The sequence below is a fragment of the Streptomyces sp. NPDC002640 genome, assembly GCF_053592575.1.
Genome location: NZ_JBSFVZ010000012.1, coordinates 134945 through 154709 on the forward strand (window position 1 = coordinate 134945; position 19765 = coordinate 154709).

Annotated in this window: 16 protein-coding genes; 3 read left to right on the forward strand and 13 right to left on the reverse strand. The window is 75.9% G+C overall.

Annotation, left to right across the window (positions count from 1 at the left end; translation table 11 throughout):
• Nucleotides 1-24: 24 nt before the first annotated feature.
• The 3 genes from ACWD3O_RS18055 to speB form a co-directional block, all read right to left on the reverse strand.
• A complete protein-coding gene (locus ACWD3O_RS18055) occupies nt 25-843 on the reverse strand; it encodes an ABC transporter ATP-binding protein (protein ID WP_451412610.1) in 819 nt (272 codons plus the stop codon).
• Between the two features lie 126 nt (nt 844-969).
• Nucleotides 970-2676, reverse strand: a complete 1707-nt coding sequence (locus ACWD3O_RS18060) for a thiamine pyrophosphate-binding protein (RefSeq protein ID WP_451416520.1) — start codon at nt 2674-2676, stop codon at nt 970-972.
• Nucleotides 2673-3650, reverse strand: a complete 978-nt coding sequence (gene speB, locus ACWD3O_RS18065; protein WP_451416521.1) for an agmatinase — start codon at nt 3648-3650, stop codon at nt 2673-2675. Before speB ends, ACWD3O_RS18060 begins: the two co-directional genes overlap by 4 nt.
• A 155-nt stretch (nt 3651-3805) precedes the next feature.
• On the opposite strand from speB, the gene ACWD3O_RS18070 reads away from it, so the two are divergent.
• On the forward strand, nt 3806-5455 hold the full coding sequence (locus tag ACWD3O_RS18070) for a helix-turn-helix domain-containing protein (RefSeq protein ID WP_451416522.1): 1650 nt from the start codon (nt 3806-3808) through the stop codon (nt 5453-5455).
• 74 nt (nt 5456-5529) lie between these two features.
• Here ACWD3O_RS18070 and ACWD3O_RS18075 read toward each other — a convergent pair whose 3' ends face one another.
• On the reverse strand, nt 5530-6591 hold the full coding sequence (locus tag ACWD3O_RS18075) for a DUF3533 domain-containing protein (protein WP_451416598.1): 1062 nt from the start codon (nt 6589-6591) through the stop codon (nt 5530-5532).
• A 473-nt stretch (nt 6592-7064) separates the two neighbouring features.
• Here ACWD3O_RS18075 and ACWD3O_RS18080 point away from each other — a divergent pair, with 473 nt between their 5' ends.
• Both ACWD3O_RS18080 and ACWD3O_RS18085 read left to right on the forward strand, forming a co-directional pair.
• The gene (locus ACWD3O_RS18080; RefSeq protein WP_451416523.1) at nt 7065-8540 is read left to right on the forward strand and encodes a sensor histidine kinase; all 1476 of its coding nucleotides are present in this window, start codon (nt 7065-7067) and stop codon (nt 8538-8540) included.
• Nucleotides 8541-8562: 22 nt separating this feature from the next.
• Entirely contained in the window at nt 8563-8904 is a 342-nt protein-coding gene (locus ACWD3O_RS18085; protein WP_451412604.1) for a DUF742 domain-containing protein, read from the forward strand.
• 39 nt (nt 8905-8943) lie between these two features.
• Here ACWD3O_RS18085 and ACWD3O_RS18090 read toward each other — a convergent pair whose 3' ends face one another.
• From ACWD3O_RS18090 to ACWD3O_RS18130, 9 genes are all read right to left on the reverse strand, one after another.
• Nucleotides 8944-9810 carry a hypothetical protein gene (locus ACWD3O_RS18090; protein ID WP_451416524.1) on the reverse strand — a complete coding sequence of 289 codons (867 nt, stop codon included), beginning with the start codon at nt 9808-9810 and terminating at the stop codon, nt 8944-8946.
• Nucleotides 9811-9970: 160 nt separating this feature from the next.
• Nucleotides 9971-10585, reverse strand: a complete 615-nt coding sequence (locus ACWD3O_RS18095; RefSeq protein WP_451416525.1) for a GNAT family N-acetyltransferase — start codon at nt 10583-10585, stop codon at nt 9971-9973.
• A complete protein-coding gene (locus ACWD3O_RS18100) occupies nt 10582-11184 on the reverse strand; it encodes an HD domain-containing protein (RefSeq protein WP_451416526.1) in 603 nt (200 codons plus the stop codon). The genes ACWD3O_RS18095 and ACWD3O_RS18100 overlap by 4 nt, the downstream gene beginning before the upstream one ends.
• Nucleotides 11185-11389: 205 nt before the next feature.
• Complete coding sequence (locus tag ACWD3O_RS18105; protein ID WP_451416527.1) at nt 11390-13357, reverse strand: N,N-dimethylformamidase beta subunit family domain-containing protein; 1968 nt, start codon at nt 13355-13357, stop codon at nt 11390-11392.
• Nucleotides 13357-14793, reverse strand: coding sequence for a condensation domain-containing protein (locus ACWD3O_RS18110; RefSeq protein WP_451416528.1), 1437 nt, complete (start codon nt 14791-14793; stop codon nt 13357-13359). Before ACWD3O_RS18110 ends, ACWD3O_RS18105 begins: the two co-directional genes overlap by 1 nt.
• Nucleotides 14786-15031 (reverse strand): phosphopantetheine-binding protein, encoded by a 246-nt coding sequence (locus ACWD3O_RS18115; protein ID WP_451412584.1) that lies wholly within the window; start codon nt 15029-15031, stop codon nt 14786-14788. Before ACWD3O_RS18115 ends, ACWD3O_RS18110 begins: the two co-directional genes overlap by 8 nt.
• Nucleotides 15028-15237, reverse strand: a complete 210-nt coding sequence (locus ACWD3O_RS18120; protein ID WP_451412583.1) for an MbtH family protein — start codon at nt 15235-15237, stop codon at nt 15028-15030. The genes ACWD3O_RS18115 and ACWD3O_RS18120 overlap by 4 nt, the downstream gene beginning before the upstream one ends.
• Nucleotides 15234-18275, reverse strand: a complete 3042-nt coding sequence (locus tag ACWD3O_RS18125; RefSeq protein ID WP_451416529.1) for a non-ribosomal peptide synthetase — start codon at nt 18273-18275, stop codon at nt 15234-15236. Before ACWD3O_RS18125 ends, ACWD3O_RS18120 begins: the two co-directional genes overlap by 4 nt.
• On the reverse strand, nt 18272-19762 hold the full coding sequence (locus ACWD3O_RS18130) for a class I adenylate-forming enzyme family protein (RefSeq protein WP_451416599.1): 1491 nt from the start codon (nt 19760-19762) through the stop codon (nt 18272-18274). The genes ACWD3O_RS18125 and ACWD3O_RS18130 overlap by 4 nt, the downstream gene beginning before the upstream one ends.
• Between the last annotated feature and the right edge of the window lie 3 nt (nt 19763-19765).

Consider the following 19765-nt stretch of genomic DNA (forward strand, 5'->3'; position numbering starts at 1 on the left):
TGGGGAGCGGAGGGGTGCGGCGACTCAGCTGACGCGGGTCCTGGCGTCGAACCGCTTCATCCGGTCCAGCACCGCCTCGGCGTCGGGCTCCCTGAGTTCGTCGACGACCCGGCCGTCGGCGAGGAAGATCACGCGGTCCGCGTAGGACGCGGCCACCGGGTCATGGGTGACCATGACGACCGTCTGCCCCAGGTCGCGCACGGACTCGCGGAAGAAGCCGAGGATCTCGGCCCCGGAGCGGGAGTCGAGGTTGCCGGTGGGTTCGTCCCCGAAGACGATGTCGGGGCGGGAGACCAGCGCGCGGGCCACCGCGACCCGCTGCTGCTGGCCGCCGGAGAGCTCCGCGGGGCGGTGGCCGAGCCGTCCGGAGAGCCCGACCATCGCGATCACCTTGTCGAGCCAGTCCCGGTCGGGCCTGCGGCCGGCTATGTCGAGCGGGAGGGTGATGTTCTCCGCCGCGGTGAGGGTGGGCACCAGGTTGAACGCCTGGAAGACGAAGCCGATCTTGTCGCGGCGCAGCCGGGTGAGGTCCTTGTCCTTGAGCGAGCCGAGTTCGGTGCCGCCGATGCGCACCGACCCGGAGTCGAAGGAGTCCAGGCCGGCGACGCAGTGCATCAGCGTGGACTTGCCGGAGCCGGAGGGCCCCATGATGGCCGTGAACTCCGCCTGGTGGAAGTCGACCGAGACCTGGTCCAGGGCGACCACCCGGGTCTGGCCCTGCCCGTAGATCTTGGTCAGCTCGGCCGCTCGGGCGGCCACCGGGGCGCTCACGCGGCCCGGGGTGGAGGGGGTGTTCACGGTGGTGCTCCTGTGGATCGGTCGTGTGCGAGGTGACCGATTCATCGTGGCAGCCGCCGGGGGGCCGGTCCGTCATCCGGCCCTCCGGTTCCGGGGGGCGACCTGGGACGGACCCGCGGGCGGCGTGTCATACCGGGGGATGACGCCCGCCGCCCGCGCCCCGTAGGGGCGTCAGCCCGCGCTTCGGCCCAGGTGGGTGGGGGCGAACATGCGCGGGGCCGCCGGGAGCACCACCACCGAGGGACCCGGGGCGGCCAGCGCCTTGGCCAGGTCGGCGCGCAGGTCCTCGGGCGTGGTCCGCACGCCGGGCACGCCGAAGGACTCGGCCAGGGCGACGAAGTCCGGGCCGGGCAGTTCGGTCCCGTGGGCCTCGCCGTAGGCGTCGGTCATGTACTCGCGGAGGATGCCGTAGCCGCCGTCGTCGACGATCAGCCAGGTGACGTCGAGCGCGTGCTGACGGGCCGTCGCCAGCTCGGCGACGGAGTAGAGGGCGCCGCCGTCGCCGGAGACGGCGAGCACCGGCTGCCCGGGTTCGGCGACGGCCGCGCCGAGGGCGGCGGGGAAGGCGTAGCCGAGGCCGCCCGCTCCCTGCGCCGAGTGCATGGTGTTGGGGCGGCGGGCGTCGAAGGCGGACCACGCCCAGTAGGTCAGGACGGTCATGTCCCAGAACGAGGGCGAGCCGGAGGGCAGCGCCGAGCGCACGGCGGCCAGCATCTCCTGCTCCCGTTCGAGGCCCTGCGCGGCGATGCGCGCGTCGACCCGGTCGAGGAGCCCCCGCACCCGCCGTGCGGGCTCGGTGTGCTCTCGCGCCGGGACCGGTTCCAGGGTCTCCAGCAGGGCCTGGAGGGCGAGCCGGGCGTCGGCGTGGACGCCGAGGGCGGGGTGGTTGGCCTCCAGTTTCCCGGCGTCGGCGTCGATCTGCACGATCGTGCCGCGGGGCCGCAGCGTGTGGTAGTTGGAGGAGAGTTCGCCGAGCCCGGAGCCGACGACCAGCAGGACGTCGGCGTCCTCCAGGAAGTCGGTGGTGTGCCGGTCCTCCAGCCAGGAGCGGAGCGAGAGCGGGTGGGTCCAGGGGAAGGCGCCCTTGCCGCCGAAGGTGGTGACGACCGGGATCGCCAGCTTCTCCGCGAGCTGCCGGAGCTTTCCGGAGGCGTCCGAACGGATCACCCCGCCGCCCGCGACGATCACCGGGCGCTCGGCGTGGGCCAGCAGATCGGCGGCGACGGCGGTGAGTTCGGGCCGCGGCGGAAGTTCCTCCGGGGTGGCGTCCACGGCGGTGACCTGCGGGACGCGGGCCGGCTCCGCCAGGACGTCGTGCGGGATCTCCACCCAGACCGGCCCGAACGGCACGGTGAGGGCGGAGCGCCAGGCCTCGGCGATCGCGGACGGGATCTGCGACTGGGTGCGGGCGGTGTGCACCGACTTGACGATCCCGCGGACGGAGGCGGCCTGGTCCTCCAGTTCGTGGAGGTGGCCGCGGCGGCGTCCGCCGAGACCGGTGGAGGGGATCTGGCCGCTGATGGCCAGCACCGGCGCGGAGGCGGCGGCGGCCTCCTGCAGCGCGGCGAGCGAGGTCAGCGCGCCCGGGCCGGTGGACAGCAGCAGCGGGGCGGCCTCGCCGGTGATCCGGCCGTAGGCGTCGGCGGCGAAGCCCGCGTTGTTCTCCACCCGCAGGCCGACGTAGCGCAGGCCGGAGCGGCGCAGGGCGTCGAAGACGGGCAGGACGTGCTGGCCGGGCAGGCCGAACACCGTGGTGGCGCCCAGCCCGGCCAGCGTCTCCACGACCAGGTCCCCGCCCAGGCGGCCGGGCGGAGGGTTGAGCGCCGCCTCCGTCTGCGCGGCGGTCGGGCGGAGCACCAGGTCGTGGTCGTGGGTCACTGCGTACGGGCCTTCGCGATCTGGCGGGACATGATGGTGGTGAGCTCGTAGGCGGTGTGGGAGGCCGCGACGGAGGTGATCTCCGCGTGGTCGTAGGCGGGGGCGACCTCGACCACGTCCGCGGAGACCAGGTTGCAGTCGGCCAGGCCCCGCAGGATCTCCAGCAGTTCCCGCGAGGTCATGCCGCCGGCCTCCGGGGTGCCGGTGCCGGGGGCGTGCGCCGGGTCGAGGCAGTCGATGTCGATGGAGATGTACAGCGGCCGGTCCCCGATCCGCTGACGGAGCTGGTCGGCGACCTCGTCGGCGCCACGGCGGTAGACGTCGGCCGAGGTGACGATGCCGAAGCCCATCTTCTCGTCGTCCGTGAGGTCCTGCTTGCCGTAGAGCGGTCCGCGGGTGCCGACGTGGGAGAGGGCCGAGGTGTCGAGGATGCCCTCCTCGACCGCCCGCCGGAACGGCGTTCCGTGGGTGTACTCGGCGCCGAAGTAGGTGTCCCAGGTGTCCAGGTGGGCGTCGAAGTGCAGCAGGGCGACGGGGCCGTGCTTCTTCGCCACCGACCGCAGCAGGGGCAGCGCGATGGTGTGGTCGCCGCCCAGCGTCATCAGCCGGGCCCCGGTGCCGAGCAGGTCGTCCGCGGCGGCCTCGACGGTCTCGACGGCCTCGTCGATGTCGAACGGGTTGACCGCGATGTCCCCGGCGTCCGCGACCTGCGCAAGCGCGAACGGAGAGGCGTCCTGCGCCGGGTTGTAGGGGCGCAGCAGCCGGGACGCCTCGCGGATGGCGTTGCCGCCGAACCGGGCGCCGGGCCGGTAGGAGACGCCCGAGTCGAACGGGACGCCGACCACCGCCACGTCGGCCGTGCCGACCTCGTCCAGGCGGGGCAGCCGGGCGAAGGTCGCCGGTCCCGCGTAGCGCGGGATCCGCGAGGAGTCGACGGGTCCGCGGGGCGTCCGGTCGTTGCTCGAGGAAGTCATGGGGTGAGGCCCTTCTTGTCACCGGTTCCGAGGGTACGTGGCGCCGGGGTCACCCGCGCGGAGCGCACCACCGACCGACCCTAGACGGCCCGGCGACGGCTGCGAAGTGTACGTTTCCTCCATCTGACCGGCGAGAACCAGAGGAAACATCCACCATGACCTCCGCACCGGCGCTCCCGCCCACTCCCCCGGTGCCGCTGGCTGCGCTGCTGGCGCGGGCCGATCTGGGTCTGGTGCACCTCGCCGGGCCGCGCGACGGGGACGTCCACTGGGCGCAGGCGTCGGAGATGGCCGACCCGTTCCCGTACCTGCTGGGCGGCGAACTGCTGCTGACGGCGGGCGTGCAGGTGCCCGCCGAGGCGGACGCCGGGTGCTTCGACGCCTATTTCGACGCCTATGTGGAGCGGATCCTGGCCGCGGGCGGCGCGGCGCTGGGGTTCGGGGTGGCGCCGGTGCACGACACGGTGCCGCGCGCGCTGGTCGCCGCCTGCGGGGCGCGCGGGCTGCCGCTGGTGGAGGTGCCGCCGGGGACCACGTTCTCCGCGGTGGCCCGCGCGGTCGGCGAGCTGGTGGCCGGGGCCCGGCTGGCGGAGGTGCGGCGGGTCGCCGAGGCCCAGCGGAGCCTGGCGGCGGCGGCCTCGCGGCCCGATCCGGTGCCGGCGGTGCTGCGGCAGCTGGCCCGGGCGCTGGGCGGCTGGGCGGTGCTGTACGACGCGGACGGGGCGGAGGGCGCCTCGGCCGGGCAGGAGCCGGGTCCCCGGGTACGGGCGGCGCTGGCCGGGCTGGCCCGGGTGGTACGGCCGTCGGCGGCGGGCGCGTCGGCTGCGGTTTCGTCGGCGCCGGTCGGGTCGGCTGCGGGCTCGTCGGCTGCGGGCTCGTCGGCCGCGGTGTCATCGGTCGCGGTCACGTCGGCTGCGGTCACCTCGGCTGCGGTCACGTCGGCTGCGGGTCTGCCCTCCCCATCGCCGGTCTCCCCGGCGCCGTCCTCGGCCACCGACACGGTGGAGGGCGTGCGGCTGGCGGCGTACGCCCTCGGGGCGGGGACGGGCGGCGCGCTGGGGCTGACGGGCGGCACGGAGCCGGGCGACCACACCATCACCGCGGTGGCCACGGTGCTGCTGACGCTGCTGACCGGGGAGCGGGGCGACGGCCCGGACGCCGCCCGGTCGGCGGCCCTGGTGCGGCTGCTGCTGGGCGCCGGTGCGCGGGAGGTGTCGCCGCTGCTCGGGGCCGAGCGCTGGACGGTGGTTCACGCCCGCCCGGAGGCCGGTTCCGCGGACGCCGCGGACCCGGCCCCGGCGGCCGCCGCGGAGCTGGGCGAGGCGCTGGGTTCGCCGCTGGTCGACCTCTCCGGCGGTCTGGTGCGGGTGCTGGTGCCCGCCGGCGGCCGGGTGGAGCGGCGGCCCGGCTGGAGGCTGGGGGTGAGCGCCGTGGTGGATCCGGAGGACCTGGCGGCCGGGGACGCGCAGGCCGCGCGTGCCCTGGGCCGGGCCCGCGCCACCCGGGTTCCGCTGGTCCGGCACGGCCCGGGGGGACGCCTGGCCGACCTGCTGCCGCCCGGGGAGGCGGAGGAGCACGCCCGGGCCCTGCTGGCGCCCCTCGCCGGCTTCCCCGCGCTGCCCGGGACCCTGCGGGCCTGGCTCTCCCTGCACGGCAGCTGGGACCGCACCGCCGTGGCGCTCTCCGTGCACCGCAACACCGTCCGGCAGCGGATCGCCCGCTGCGCGGCGCTCCTGGGGGCGGACCTGGACGATCCGGACGTGCGGATGGAGCTCTGGTTCGCGCTGCGCCACCTCCCGGACTGAAGCCGGGCCGAGGCCGGACCGCGGCCGGGGCGAGGCGGCGGCGAGGCGGGGGCCGCGTGCCGTCGGGGTGGTGGTCACATCTGGCGGACCTCGCTCTCCTCGACCGCCCGTCGGCCGGGACGCAGCGACGACAGCAGCAGCGTCACCAGCGTGCCGCCCAGCGCCCACGCGCCGAGGACCAGCAGCGGCCCGGTGACGGCCCGCCCGTCGAAGTAGGCGACGGACCGGGCGGTCCAGGTGCCCGCGCCGGGGATGAGGGCGGGCCCGATCTCCCGCCAGAACGGGGGCAGCAGCGGGTACGGATAGGCGCCGCCCGCGCTCGGGTTGCCGGCGATGACGACCACCAGGACGGTGAGGCCGATGCCGATGATGCCGAACGCGCCCTGGAAGGCGAACGTGGTGGCCCCGGTGGCGAACACCACCAGCGCGCCGAGCCACCACAGCGCCATGACGCTGCCCGGCAGCGCGCCCAGCACCGGTCCGATCACCACCGCCCCCAGCAGCCCCAGGAGCACGGCGTAGACGGCGAGGGCCAGCAGCCGGATCACCGCCCGGGGGAGGTTGGCCGGGCGCGCGCCGTAGCCCACGGCCAGGATGGCGGCGCACAGGTAGCCGCCCACGCACCAGCCGACGATCAGGTAGAACGACGACAGCCCGCGCGCGTCGCCCCGTTCGACGGGCACCAGGTCGACGGTCCGCAGCTGCCGGCCCTGCCGTGCCTCCGCCCGGCCGACGACCTCCTCCAGCGCGTCGGCCACCGGGGAGCCGCCGCCGCTCGCGACCAGCAGCCGGTCCGCGGGGGTGCGCGGGTCGACGACCAGTGCGCCGTAGAGCGTCCGGTCCTCGATCTGCCGTCGCGCCTCCTCGGCCGAGGCGACCGGCCGGGCGTCGAGGGGCCGCCCGGGCAGCGCGTCGAGCTGCTCGACCAGGCGGGTGGAGCGCGGCCCCTGCTCCGCGGTGACGACGCCGAACGCGATGTCCCTGGGCTTGGGCTGGTGGAAGGCGCCGGCGTACGAGGCGATGAAGAGCACGCCGAGCGCCAGCACGCCCAGGACGAGCAGCGCGGAGCGCGGGCGGACCGCGTCCTTGAACTCTGCGGCGAACGTGCGCCTGGCGGGAGCCTCGGTATCCATGATGCCCAGCCTGGCCAGCCGTCCCGCACTCCGCAGGCCGGGTCCGCCGGGCGGGGGAACGAGCCGCCCCCGCGCGTGGGGTTCCGGGCGACCGCCGGGTGCGGTGGTCCGGGGTCGCCCGTGGCTGCTGCGGGGCCCTCGCGGGACGGGACCGATTCGGCCAAAGTGCGGCAAGGGGGGCGGGAGACGACGTCACCCGCGGACGGGCCGCACCGGAACACCGCCTCCCGCCCGAGGTGCGGGAACTCCGTCGCACAGGAGGTCCGAAGGCCCGGCGGCGGGCGACGAAAGTCGGCCAGGACCGGTCTTCCGGGCCACCGGGCTCCCCGTTTGTCCGGTCGTCGTCCACTTCCCACGGGCATAATCCGCGTTGGTCTGGTCCCACTTGTTCCACCACTCCTGCCTGTCGCCGCCCCGCGCGCGCCCACCGGCACGCGCACCCGGCGGACCCGGCAGTGTGGGGAGGAGGGCTCCGCATGGCAACGCGTCCGCCGCAGCACCGGTCCACGTCCGCCGTGCCCGCAGCGGATCCGCCGGCGGGGCGGCGCGCTCCCCTGGACCGCGCTCCCCTGCGCCGGGCGACCGCGCTGGGCGCCCTGCCCGCCGCCTCGGCCACCCTCCTGGCTGGTGCCGCCTACGCCGCCGCCCTCTCGCCGTTACCCACCTCGGCCGCGGTGGGCGCGGGCATCTGCGCGGCCATCGGCTGTGCCGCGGTCACCGCCACGGCCACCGTCTCCGCCCGCCGCGCCGCCGCCTCGGCCGCCGCCCGCGAGGAGTCCGCCGCGGCGCTGGCCCAAGGGCTGGGCGAGCTGCTGGAGGCGGGCCTGCGGCAACTCGAGGGGGCCGCCCACCGGGTCCGGCGCGGCGAGACCCCGCTGCCGCTGGAGCTGCCCGACCCCCCGGCGACCGGGACCGCCCGCCCGCCCGGCGCCGTCGCCGGCCTCGAGGAGACGGTGCGCCGGACGCTGACCGACGCCTACACGGCGGTGCTGACCGCCGGGGCGGGCCGGCAGACCGACGCCTCCCTCGCCATCGTCCGCAAGATCCAGACACTGGTCCTGCGGGCCATGGAACTCCTCGACGACGCCCACGACCGCACCGAGGATCCGGAACTGCTGGACGTGCTCTTCCGGATCGACCACCTGGTGACCCGGACCCAGCGCGCGGTGGAGAGCGTCGCCGTCCTCGACGGCCGGCTGCCGCGGAACGTCCGCCGTCCGGTGCCGCTCTCCACGGTGCTGCGGCAGGCCGCCGCCGAGACCGAGGACTACACGCGGATCCAGGTGGCGCCGCCGCCCGCCGGGTACGCGCTGGCGGGTCCGGCCGCCGCCGAGGTCATCCACCTGATCGCCGAGCTCGCGGAGAACGGGGCCCGCTTCTCCCCCGCCGACACGAGGGTCACGGTGCGGACCGCGCTGGCCCGCGAGGGGTTGGTCGTCGAGATCGACGACCAGGGTCCCGGCCTCACCGGCGACCAGCTCGAGGAGATGAACCAACTGGTCTCCCTGGTCCGTGAGCCGGACGGGGAGGACGGCCGCACGGGCCTGGCGGTGGTGGCCCGGGTCGCCCAGCGGCTGCGGCTGGCGGTGCGTTTCCAGACCAACCTCTACGGCGGGGTGCAGGCGCTCGTCCGCCTCCCCGCGAGCCTGCTGCAGCGGACCGAGGAGGATCCCGCGGGCCGCGAGCAGCCGGAGCACCGCCGTCCCGTTCCGGCCGCCGACACCCTTCCCCTCGCCCAGGTGAGGTCCGACCGGCCGGAGCTCAGGACCGTGCCGGCGGCCGGACGCGTGGTGCGGGGCCGTCCGGCGCGGGGCGGCCGGACGACGGGGGCCTCGCCCGCGGTGTCCGAGCCCGTCTCCCCCGCGTCCCCCGTCTCCCCGGCCGACGACGCGTTGTTCGGCCCGTACACCGGGGGCGCCTGGCGCGCCGCCGACCGGCCGGGCGGTCACTGAGGTGGCCCGGCCGCACCCGTGGGTGACCCAGGAGACGACGTCGGTCCGCGCCTACGCCGTGACCGTGGGCCGGACGCGTCCGGCCGTGCCGCTGGAGTCCGGCTCACTGGTCCGGACGGCGGCGAGCCCCCCGTACGAGGCGGTCTCGCCGGAGGGCCTGGCCGCGGTGCGGCTCTGCGCCGGGCAGGCCCTCTCGGTGGCCGAGCTGGCGACCCTGCTCCAACTGCCGCTGCAGGTAGCCAAGGTGGTCGTCGCGGACCTCCTCCACGGAGGCTTCCTGATCCACGCCATGCCCGACCGTTCCGCCGACGGCAGCGACCCCTCACTGCTGGAGGCCGTCCTGGACGGCCTCCGCAACCTCTGAGGAGCCACTGCCGGCCGGCCTCAACCGGCCTCGGCGAACTCAGTCGTCGAACTCGACCGTGGAGCACACCACGGCGTAGGTGGAGTAGCTGCCGTTCCACGACGCCCAACGGGTGCCGGCGGCGACCACGTCACCGTCGCAGTGCTGCTGCTTGCCGTGGTCACGGCCGTCGTGGTGCCCGTGGCCCCTGCCGTGCTCGTTGCCGCGGTTCTTGCCCTCGTCCTTGCCCTGGTCCTTGCCGTGCTCGCGGCCCTCGTCCTTGCCGTGGCCCTTGCCCTTGCCGTGCTCGTGACCGTTGCCCTTGCCGTGGTCGCGGCCCTTGTCCTTGTCCTTGTCCTTGCCGTGCTCGCGGCCCTCGTCCTTGCCCTGGTCCTTGCCGTGCTCGCGGCCCTCGTCCTTGCCGTGGCCCTTGCCCTTGTCGTGCTCGTGACCCTTGTCCTTGCCGTGGTCGCGGCCCTTGTCCTTGTCGTGGTCCTTGCCGTGGTCGCGGCCCTCGTCCTTGCCGTGGTCCTTGCCCTTGCCGTGCTCGTGACCGTTGCCCTTGTCGTGGTCGCGGCCCTTGTCCTTGCCCTTGTCCTTGCCCTTGTCGTGCTCGTGACCCCTGTCCTTGCCGTGCTCCCGGCTCTTGTCCTTGCCGTGCTCGCGGTCCTTGTCCTTGCCCTTGTCCTTGCCGTGCTCGCGATCCTTGTCCTTGTCCTTGCCCTTGTCCTTGTCCTTGTCCTTGCCCTTGTCCTTGTCCTTGCCGTGCTCGCGGCTCTTGTCCTTGTCCGCGTCCTTGCCGTGCTCGGAGGACTGGGCGTGGTGCTGCTGATCGCGGGGGGCGTCCTCCGCGGCGGCGCTGCTCACGCCCAGGGCGGCGAGAGCGAAGGCGGCGACGACGGTGACGGTGGCGCGGCGTACGCGCATGGGTTCCTCCAACGGGAGAGAGGCAGGGAACGCGACCGGCGGATGTGCCGTCGCGCGTGGACGGAATTCCCCTCTCCCGCCGCCCTCGGCCGCCTCGGCCCCCGCATTCACCCGTGCGAGCCGGAACCTTGCGCCGCACGACCGCACCGCGGAGGTCCGCTCAGGCGGAGGCCGCCCCCCGCGCTTCCTCCCACTCGTCGGCGAGCAGCGCGTAGGAGATCCCGTCGATCCAGCCCAGATCACGGTGCAGCGACTCACGCACGGTGTACTGCTCGCGCCGCATGCCGAGCCGTTCCATCAGGCGCCAGGACGCCTCGTTGTCGGCGAAGGCGTTGGCCACCACGCGCCGCAGCCGCAGCTCCTCGAAGCAGACCCGCAGCAGCGCACGGCACGCCTCGGTGGCGTACCCGCGGCCACCGAGGTCCGGGTCGAGCACCCACCCCAGCTCGGCCTGGACGCCGCGGGCGCGATCGGCGACCTCCCGCTGCGCCCAGGCGTCCTCGACCCGCAGGTAGAAGTCACCGACGACACGACCGTCACGTTCCGCCACCAGCGTGGTGGCCAGCCGGTCCGGCGCCGCCAGCAGCCGCCGCCAGTCGTCGAGGCTCCCCGGCCGGAACGTCAGCCAGTGGGACACCTCGGGCAGCCCCCGGTAGCGCCACATGGCCTCGGCGTCGCCGGGGGTCACCCGGCGCAGGGTCAGCCGTTCGGTGGCCAGCGGCCAGGACAGGGCGGACAGCGGGTCGGTGGTCGCGGACGGAAGCTCGGTCGTCATGCCGACCGGCTTTCCAGCGCCTCGAGGGAGGACAGCAGCCCGAGATCGGGGTCGCCGAAGGCCGCGCGCAACTCCTGGAAGGCGACGACCTTCTCCTCGCCGAAGCGGCGGACATGAGCGGCGTACTCGTCGGGCGTCAGCAGGGAGGTGGGCCGGGACTTGCTGTGGAACTTGTCCGCGTACATCACCAGCTTCTCCTCCACCGTCTGCGCCACGTAGTCCCCCGGCGGCAGCGGCAGCCCCTGCCGCTCGATGTCCTCGCGGGTCACCCCGACACCCGTGTGGCAGGAGCAGAACCGCCGCAGGGTCTCCGGCAGCCCGGCCTTCTCCAGCGCCTCATGGCCGAGCACCCCGTGCCGGATGTAGTTCTTGTGATCCAGCACCCCGTCGTCCGAGTAGAGCCGGTAGACCCCGATGTCGTGCAACAGGCAGCCGGCGCGCACCAGCTCGGCGTCGACGTCGAGCCCTGACGCCTCGATCAGGTGCTCGGCGATCCGCCACACGATCTCGCAGTGGGTGTGGACCGACCGGAACGCCTCGGGGGTGGGCGCCCACTCCTCGTGCAGGGCGCGGATCTCTTCGGGCGACGGGATGCTCATCCGGCGAGGCTAACAACCCGTCCCGGCGGCCTGCCATCCGGTTTGCCACGCCGCTCGCCCCCCTCCCCCGGTGGCCACGGAGCGTGGCCTGGAGCCGGCCGACGCCTACGGCGTCGTGACCGTGATCATGAAGCGGGCTTCCCCGAAGGCCGGCGGCGCGCAGGGTGGGGCGGTGGCGGTCGTCAGGTGATCGGTTGTCGCTCCGTCAGGTTCGCGGGGTGGGAGCGTGCACCGCACACCGCTCGGTGGCGGTCGGCGCCGGATGGCTGATCAGGCGGCCGTCCGGCGTGATCGCGATCAGCCGTCCGGCGTACGAGGCGAGGGCGTGCGACGGCGGGAACGGCGCGACGCCGGTGAACGGCGCCGGGCCCGTCACCGGCGGCCGGCCCGCCAGGCCGTCCGGGGTGAGGGCGTACAGCCGGGCGCTCAGGGACACCAGCGCGGTCGCCCCGCCGGCCGGGCCCAGCGTGCGCCAGGAGGCCGACGGACCGGTGGCCGGACGGTACGCCAGCCGGTCGCCGGCGGTGACGGCGAACAGCCCCGCGTCGCAGAGCGCCAGGGCCACCGTGTCCGGCGGCACCGTGCCCGCGGTCCGCCAGGGGGCGTGGGAGGGCAGCGGGTCCCGCTCGAGCAGCCTGCCGTCCGCGGTGACGGCGTACAGACTCAGCGGCAGCGGACCGGCCGCCTCCCGGGGCGCGGTCAGACAGCGCAGGCCCGGCTCGGGGGCCACGTCCACCCGGCGCCACGGCAGGTTCTGCTCGGAGGGCTCCCGGCAGAACAGCTCGCCGTCCGCCGAGGCCGCGAACAGCAGGCCCTCGCAGGCGGCCACCGAGCGCAGCCCGTCGGCACGGCCGATCACCTGCCACGGCTCGCCGGGAACCGCCCCGCCCAGCCGGTCCAGGACGTTGCGGGTGATCCGGTCGGCAGCCGGATCGCCCAGCGCCCGGCCCCAGTTGATGGTCGCGGCGTTGAACACGGTGCCCGCGCCGAGCCGGAAGACCCCCATGGTCGCCCAGCCGCCCTGTCCCCAGCGCCGCCAGTGCCGCAGATCCGCGGTGGCCAGCACCGCGAAGGAGGAAGGGGTGCCGTCCCGGCCGGTGGCCCGGGGCGTGCCCGCCGACCAGTCGAGTTCGCAGGCGTCGGTCTCGTAGCCCAGCGCGCCGAGCGCGAAGGAGTCGCCGTCGGCCAGACCGGTCCCCTCGAACACCCAGTGGTCCGCGAAACGCACGGTGTACGACTCCCGGCCGATCACCGCCATGCCGTCGCCCCAGGCGCCGGCGCCGTTGCGGAAGCTGACCCCGGTCATCGCGTTCTCCGGGCGGCCGACCGGGGCGCTGGACCACTCGACCGTGGTGAGGCGCGGATCCACGGCCGAAAGCGGGTCGGTCGCGGCGTCGCGGTGGCAGACCATGGTGCGTCCGCCGTCCTCCAGCCGGATCTGCCACCAGGCGGTGTTGGCGGCGAAGAAGGCGAGGTTGCCGCCCCGCCGGGCGAACTCCTCGACGCTGTCGCGCATCCCGGCCGTCCAGTACTCGTCGTGCCCGTTCACCACCAGCAGGCGGTAGGCCGACAGGAGGTCGCCGCCGTCGTGCAGGTCCAGGTTGGAGCAGTACTCCACCCGGTAGCCGGCCGCCGGCAGCCAGCGCAGCAGCGGCTCCTCCCAGCGCTCGGGGGGCGGCCCTCCGCCGGGAGAGTCGAGGCGCACCCGGGTGGCCCGGCCGGGCTGCTCCGCGTAGTACAGGCTCCGGCCGGGCTGGCCGGACCGGTGGTAGGCGCGCCAGGTGGCGAACGGCACCGAGACGAGGATCGCCGAGGTCTCGCCCGGCGTGGCGGCACGCACCACGAACCACACCTCGTGCTCGGCGTCGGTCAGCGGCTCCGGTTCCTCCTCCCGGTCGTCGTGGAAGACGGCCCGGCAGAGGGAGCTCGGCCAGTCGCCGGGTATCTCCAGCTCCCATGACGTCCCGCAGACGGGGGCCTTGAGCATGACGGCGCCGCCGACCGGGTCGCTCACCACGACCCGCCCCCGCAGCGGACCGCCGTCGCCGGCGGAGACATGGAACCGCAGCCGCCCGCCCTGCGGAACGGACGTCGACTCCGCCCGGACGACCGGGCGGGGCACCGGGGCGGTGGCGCCGGCCGGGCGGGGCGCCGGGCCGGTGGCGCCGGGCATCAGGACTCCCCTCCCGCGGCCGCCGCCGCGGCCCCGGCCGGCACCAGCAGACGGGGCAGGTCGGACAGGCGGGGCGGCGTACCGCAGGCCGACGCCACCACGACCTCCTCCAGCGCCTCCAGGTGGGCCCGGATCGTCTCCGGCGGCAGATAGGCGGTGTCGGCGGTCAAGGTGACGGTCAGGGCCTCGTCGTCACCGGTCACATGGACGCAGTACCGGCAGGCCACCCGCTCCTGGGTGGCCGGGAAGTCGAACACGGTGTCGCGCCGGGCCTCCCGCAGCGCCTCCGGATCCGGGGAGCCCTCCGCGGCCGGCCGCTCGGCCAGCCGCATGTCGTTGAAGCAGCAGTACGGATGGACCTCCGTGCCGCGCTCCCGGCCGACGCGGGCACGCATCGCGTCCCAGTCGCCGGGCGGGTAGGAGGCGGCCCGGTAACCGGCGAGCGCCGCCCGCCACGCCCCGGGCAGCAGCTCGGTGAAGGTGACGGACGCGTCCGGTGTCTCCAGCAGGAAGAGGGCGTCCTGCGAGAGGGTGGACACCATGTCGCGCAGGTCCCGTCCGGCGCGGTTGCCGGCGATGGGCATCACGGCGGCCAGCGGATGCCCGTGCCCCGCGGCCACCAGCGCGGCGCACGCCGCCAGCAGAACCGTCGAACCGCTGACCCGGTGCGCGGCGGCCACCGCGTCGGTGGCCCGGGCCAGCGCGCGGGACACCAGCCGGCCGGTCCAGAACCGGGGCGTCAGAGGCTCGGCCACCGGCTCGGGGAACATGGCCGGCGGCATCCGCCGGTAGCCGTCCTCCCACAGCGCCAGCGCCGCCGCGCCGCGCCGGCGGCCCTGGGGACCGTGCTGCTCGAGCGCCAGGTCCAGCGGGGCGGTGGCCGGCGGGCCGCCCGCCGAACCGCGCCGGACCAGCAGCCGCAGGTCCCGCACCAGCACCTCCATGCCGTGCCCGTCGGCCGCCAGATGGCACACCGCCAGGACGGCGTGGGTGACGCCCTCAGGACCGCGCACCGCGCCGACCCGCACCGGCCACTCGTCCCGGTAGCCGAACCGGGCGCCCGACAGGCGCTGCAGGAGCGCGGCTGCGGCCGGGCCGGCCGCCGGGCCGGCCGCGTCGACCACCTCGGCCTGGAGCACGCCGTCGGCGAACAGCCGCTGCCGGTCCTCGCCGTCCGCCGTCTCCAGGCGGGTGCGCAGCGCCTCGTGCCGGGCCATCAGAGCGGCCACCGCGGCCGTGAACCGTTCCTCGGGAACGGCCTGTCCCCGGCCGGCGAGCGGCAGCACCCGGCCCAGGTTGAAGTAGTGGTCGTTGGGCGCGGTGCGGCCGATGGCGTGCCAGATGGCCCGCTGCCCCCAGGTCAGCGGCGCCCGGCCGGCCCGCTCCCCGCGGAACGGGACGGTCAGGCGGACGCCGCCGGAGGGCCCGTCAGACATCGGCCGGCCGCAGCCGCCCGGCGAGCCCCGCAGGGCCCTCATGGTGGAACGCGGGATCGCCCAGGTCGACCTGGAGGCCGAACTCCTCCTCCAAGGCGTCCGCCAGCCGCAGCAGGGCCAGCGAGGAGACCCCGAGTTCGGCGAACGACGCCCGGCAGCCGAGGACCTCGGCGGCGGAGAGCTGCCCGTCGGTGGCGGCCGAGACCATGTCGGCCAGCCGCTCCTCCAGACCGCTCACCGGGACGCCTCGTCGGCGATCCGGCGGCGCAGGCTCAGCGGGCGGATGTCGGGCCACACCTCGTCGACATGGGCCGCGCACTCCTCCTCGCTGCCGGTGAACCCCTCCGCGCGCCACCCGGGCGGCAGCGGCGCGGCGGCCGGCCACAGGGCGTGCTGTTCCTCCTCGTTGACGACCACCTGGTACCGGGGCTCCGCTGTGCTCACTGCTGCTCCTCGAGAAGGTCGGCGACGGCGTCCGCGACGCCGCGCGCGGTGGGGGTGTCGAAGAAGACGTCCAGAGGGACGACCACACCCATCTGCTTGCGGATACGGGCCGCGATCGCCGTGATCATCAGCGAATGGCCGCCCAGGTCGAAGAAGTCCTCGTCGGGGCCGAGGTCGTCCAGGCGCATCACCTCCCGCCAGACGGCCAGGACGGCGGCGGTCACCTCGTCCTCGCCCTCCCCCACTGCGGGCCCGCCCTCCGGGCGCGCCTGGTCCACGCCGTCCTCGCGCGGCGGCTCGGGGAGCGCCGCCCGGTCCACCTTGCCGTTCGGGGTGAGCGGGAAGCCGTCCAGGAACACGTAGCCGGACGGCAGCACCGCCGGGGGCAGCGCGGCGGCGAGCCACTCGCGCAGCTCACCGGGCCCGGGCCGCGGCCCGTCGGCCACCAGGTAGGCGACCAGCCGGGCGTCGCCGTCGGCGCCGCGCAGCGCGGCCGCGGCCTGGGCGACCCGGGGATGCGTGAGCAGACGTGCCTCGATCTCGCCGAGCTCCACCCGGTGCCCGCGCAGCTTGACCTGGGTGTCGGCCCGGCCCGCGAACTCCAGGGCCGCGCCCGGTCGCCGACGGCGCACCAGGTCGCCGGTGCGGTACATCCTGGAGCCGGGCGGGCCGTACGGGTCGGGCAGGAAGCGGCGGGAGGTGAGCCCCGGCCGGCCCCGGTAGCCGTGGGCGACGCCCAGCCCGCCGAGGTACAGCTCGCCCGGCAGGCCGCAGGGGACGGGCCGGAGCCGGTCGTCCAGCACGTAGGCGCGGGTGTTGGCGAGCGGTCCGCCGATGACGACCCGGCCGTTCTCCTCGACGGGTTCGGCCAGCGTGGACCAGACGGTCGTCTCGGTGGGGCCGTAGGCGTTCACCACCCGCCCGGTCCGGGCGGTGAGCTCCGCGGCCAGGGGGGCGGGCAGCGCCTCGCCGCCGGTGACCGCGGTCAGCTCCGGCCGGCGCAGTCCGGCGTCCACCATCACCCGCCAGCCGCTGGGCGTCGCCTGGGCGTGGCTGACGCGCTCCCGTTCCATCAGCTCGGCCAGGGCGGCCCCGTCCAGGGAGCCGCCCTCGGGGGCGAGCACCAGACAGCCGCCCGTGGTCAGCGGCAGGAACAGTTCGAGGGCGGAGATGTCGAAGGACAGCGAGGTCAGACCCAGCCAGCGGTCCCCCGGGCGGGAACCGAGCCGCTCACCCATGCCCGCCAGGAGGTTGGCCAGCGCGGAGTGCGGCACCTCGACGCCCTTGGGGGCGCCCGTGGAGCCCGAGGTGTACAGCAGGTACGCCGGATGGGCGGAGGAGGGGCCGGCGGGCGGGGTGGCCTGCGGCGCTCCGTCCTCCAGGGCCGGCGTCAGCTCGTCCGGCCCCTGGGGGAAGCGGGTGACCCGGACGGAGGGCGCGGCGTCTCCGCGGACGAAGGCCAGCCGCTCGGCCGGGTAGTCGGGGTCCAGCGGCAGATAGGCCGCGCCGGCCGCCAGGGTGCCGAGGACCGCCACCACCTGCTCGGCGGAGCGCGGCAGTTCCACGGCGACCAGGTCGCCGGGACCCACGCCCCGCGCTGCCAGCCGGCCGGCGAACGCGGCCACCAGCGCGCCCAGCCGCCGGTAGGTCCAGCTCCGGCCGCCGCAGACCAGGGCGACCGCGTCCGGCGACCCGGCGACCCGCGCGGCGAACAGCTCCGGCACCGTGGCGGCCGCGGTCTCCGGCCGGGCGGCCGGGATGTCGAGCTGCGCGGCGAGCTCGTCGGCGGGCAGCACCGGCAGGTCGCCGAGCGGCGTCTCCGGGCCGGCGGCCGCGGCTTCCAGCAGGGTCGTGAAGTGCCGGACGATCCGCTCGGGGGCGCCCGGGGCGAACGCCCCGGCCCGGTACTGCAGGCTTCCCTCGAGTCCCGTGGCGGAGTCGACCAGCTGCAGGTGGGCCAGGTTGCGCGCGGTGCCCGCGAAGTCGGCCCACGACACCTCGGCGGACGCCTCGCCGAACCGCGGCGCGGGGACGTCCGCGCGCCGCCGGTAGCTGACCGACAGGGGCGTGAGCGCGGTGCGCGGGGTGAGCGCGCGCACCGCGCGGCCCAGCGGGACGGCGCGGTACCGGTAGACCTCGCGCAGCTCGGCGCGGACCGCCCGGGCGAACTCGCCGAAGGAGAGGCCGTCGGCGGGGGCGGTGAACAGCGGCAGTTCGTTGACGTACAGGCCCGCCGGGCGGGCATCGCCCGGCGGGCGGACCGACAGTTCCACGGCGGTGACCGGGGCCGGGTCCCCGTAGCGGCCCAGCAGGGCGTGCCAGGCGGCGGTGAGCAGTTCGAACCGGGTCACGCCGAGGGAGGCGGCCGCGGCGGAGACGGCGGTGTGCCGGGCTCCGGTGATCCGGAAGGAGGCGGCGGCTCCGGCCGCCGGGGTGGTGCCCGCCCCGGCGGCGGCGAGCCCCGGGAGCACCGGAGAGGCCGGCTCCCGCCACCGCCCGGCCCAGAACGCGGTGGCTCCCCGGACCTCCTCGTCGGCGAAGGGCCGCTCCGCGGTCAGGGGCGGGACCGGGCCCGCGGGCCGTTCGCCGCGGAAGGCCGCCGCGAGGTCGGCGAGGAGCACGTCCTTGGACTCGCCGTCGAACACCAGGTGGTGGGCGACGACCAGCAGGGTGTGCTCCCGTTCCCCGTGCCGCAGCAGCGTGAACCGCGCGAGCGGCCCGGCGGTGAGGTCGAAGGGGGCGGCCCGCTCGTCCTCGGCGGTCTTGCCGGGTTCCTCCCCGGTGAGATCCACCTCCCGCAGCACCGGCGGCGGGCCGGGCACCAGGGCGGGCCCTTCGGGGTCGATCCGGCACGCCAGCGCCGGATGACGGCGCACCGCCTCGGCGCAGGCCGCGGCCACCGCCGCCGGGTCGAGCGGGCCGTCCAGGGTGACGGTCAGCGAGAGGTGGTAGGCCGAGCCGGAGTCCAGCGCCTGCTCGGTGATCCACACGCCGTGCTGGGCCGGGGTGAGGGGGACGGGCGGGAAGGGGGCGGTCATCGGGATGTCTCCTCGTCCAGGATGCGGCGCAGCTCGCGCTTGACGACCTTTCCGCCTTCGTTGCGCGGCAGCGCGTCGCGGAACAGGACGGTGGCCGGCAGTTCGTGGGCGGCGAGCCGGTCGAGCAGGAAGGCGCGCAGGGCGCCCGCGGTCAGTTCGCCCCGGGGCACCACCACGGCGGCCACCACGCTGCCCAGCACCGGGTGCGCGACGCCCAGCGCGGCGGCGTCCGCCACCAGCGGATGGGCGTGCAGCGCGTTCTCCACCTGCAGGGTGGACACCTTGTGCGCCCCCGACTTGACGACGTCGCGTTCCCGGTCGATCAGGTGCAGGAAGCCGTCCTCGTCGATCCGGCCGAGGTCGCCCATCCGCACCCAGCCGCCCCGGAACACCTCGTCGTCCCGCTCGCCCAGGTAGCCGCGCGTCGCGGTGGGCGAGCGCAGCCAGATCTCGCCGGCCTGGCCGGCCGGCAGCGGGGCGCCCCGGTCGTCGGTGATCCGCAGGAGGTCGAGGGACGCGGGCCGCCCCGGGGAGTCCGGGCGTTCCGGGTCGAAGAGCAGGGTGACCTGGGCGGGCGCGGCCTCCGTCGAGGTGTAGTAGTTGGCGATCTGTGCCCGGGGGAACGCGCGGGCGAGCCGGGCCGCGACCGGCAGCGGCAGCGGCGCGGCCGTGGAACCGACCAGCCGCACGCCGTCCCGCCCGGACCGGTCCAGGGCCGGCGAGGAGAGCAGTTCGATCGCCATCGCCGGGACGACGAACACGCTGCCGACCCGGTGCTCCTCGATCAGCCGCAGGAACCGCAGCGGGGTGAAGTGCGGGGCGGCCACACAGACCGCCGCCGCGTCCAGGGCGTTGACCAGCATGGTCTGCCCGGCGTTGGTCCCGACCGGGAAGGCGTGCAGGAAGGCGGCGGAGTGCCGCAACGGGCGCCGCCGTTCGTCCAGGACGCAGCCGTACGCCAGGTTGGCGTGGCGGGCGGTGACGCCCTTGGGGACGCCGGTGGTGCCGGAGGTGTAGAGGATCTGCGCGTCGGCCGCCGGGTCCGCCGGGGGCAGGTCCGGCGGTTCCGGGAGGCCGGCGGCGGCCTCCTCGGTGAGCGTCCTGACGGCCGGCGTCCTGCCGGGCGGAGCCGGCGGCGCGGCCGTGGTGGCGTGCAGCAGCAGGGTGGCGCCGCTGTCGGCCAGGGCGTGCGCGGTGACCGCCGGGGCGAGCCGGGCCGAGAGCGGCACCGCGACCCCGCCGGCCCGCAGCACCGCGAGGAACGCGACGGCGTACTCGGTCCAGTCCGCGCCGCCGAAGCGCAGCCCCACCCGGTCCCCGGGCCGCAGGCCGGCCGAGCGCAGCGCGCCGGCCAGCGCCCCCGAACGGGTCTGCCAGGACCCGAAGGAGAGCCGCCGTTCCCCGTTGACGATCGCGGTCCGCTCCGGGTGCAGGGCCGCACGGTGGGCGAGCAGCCGGGGCAGCGACCCGGGCGGCGCGGGCCGCACGGC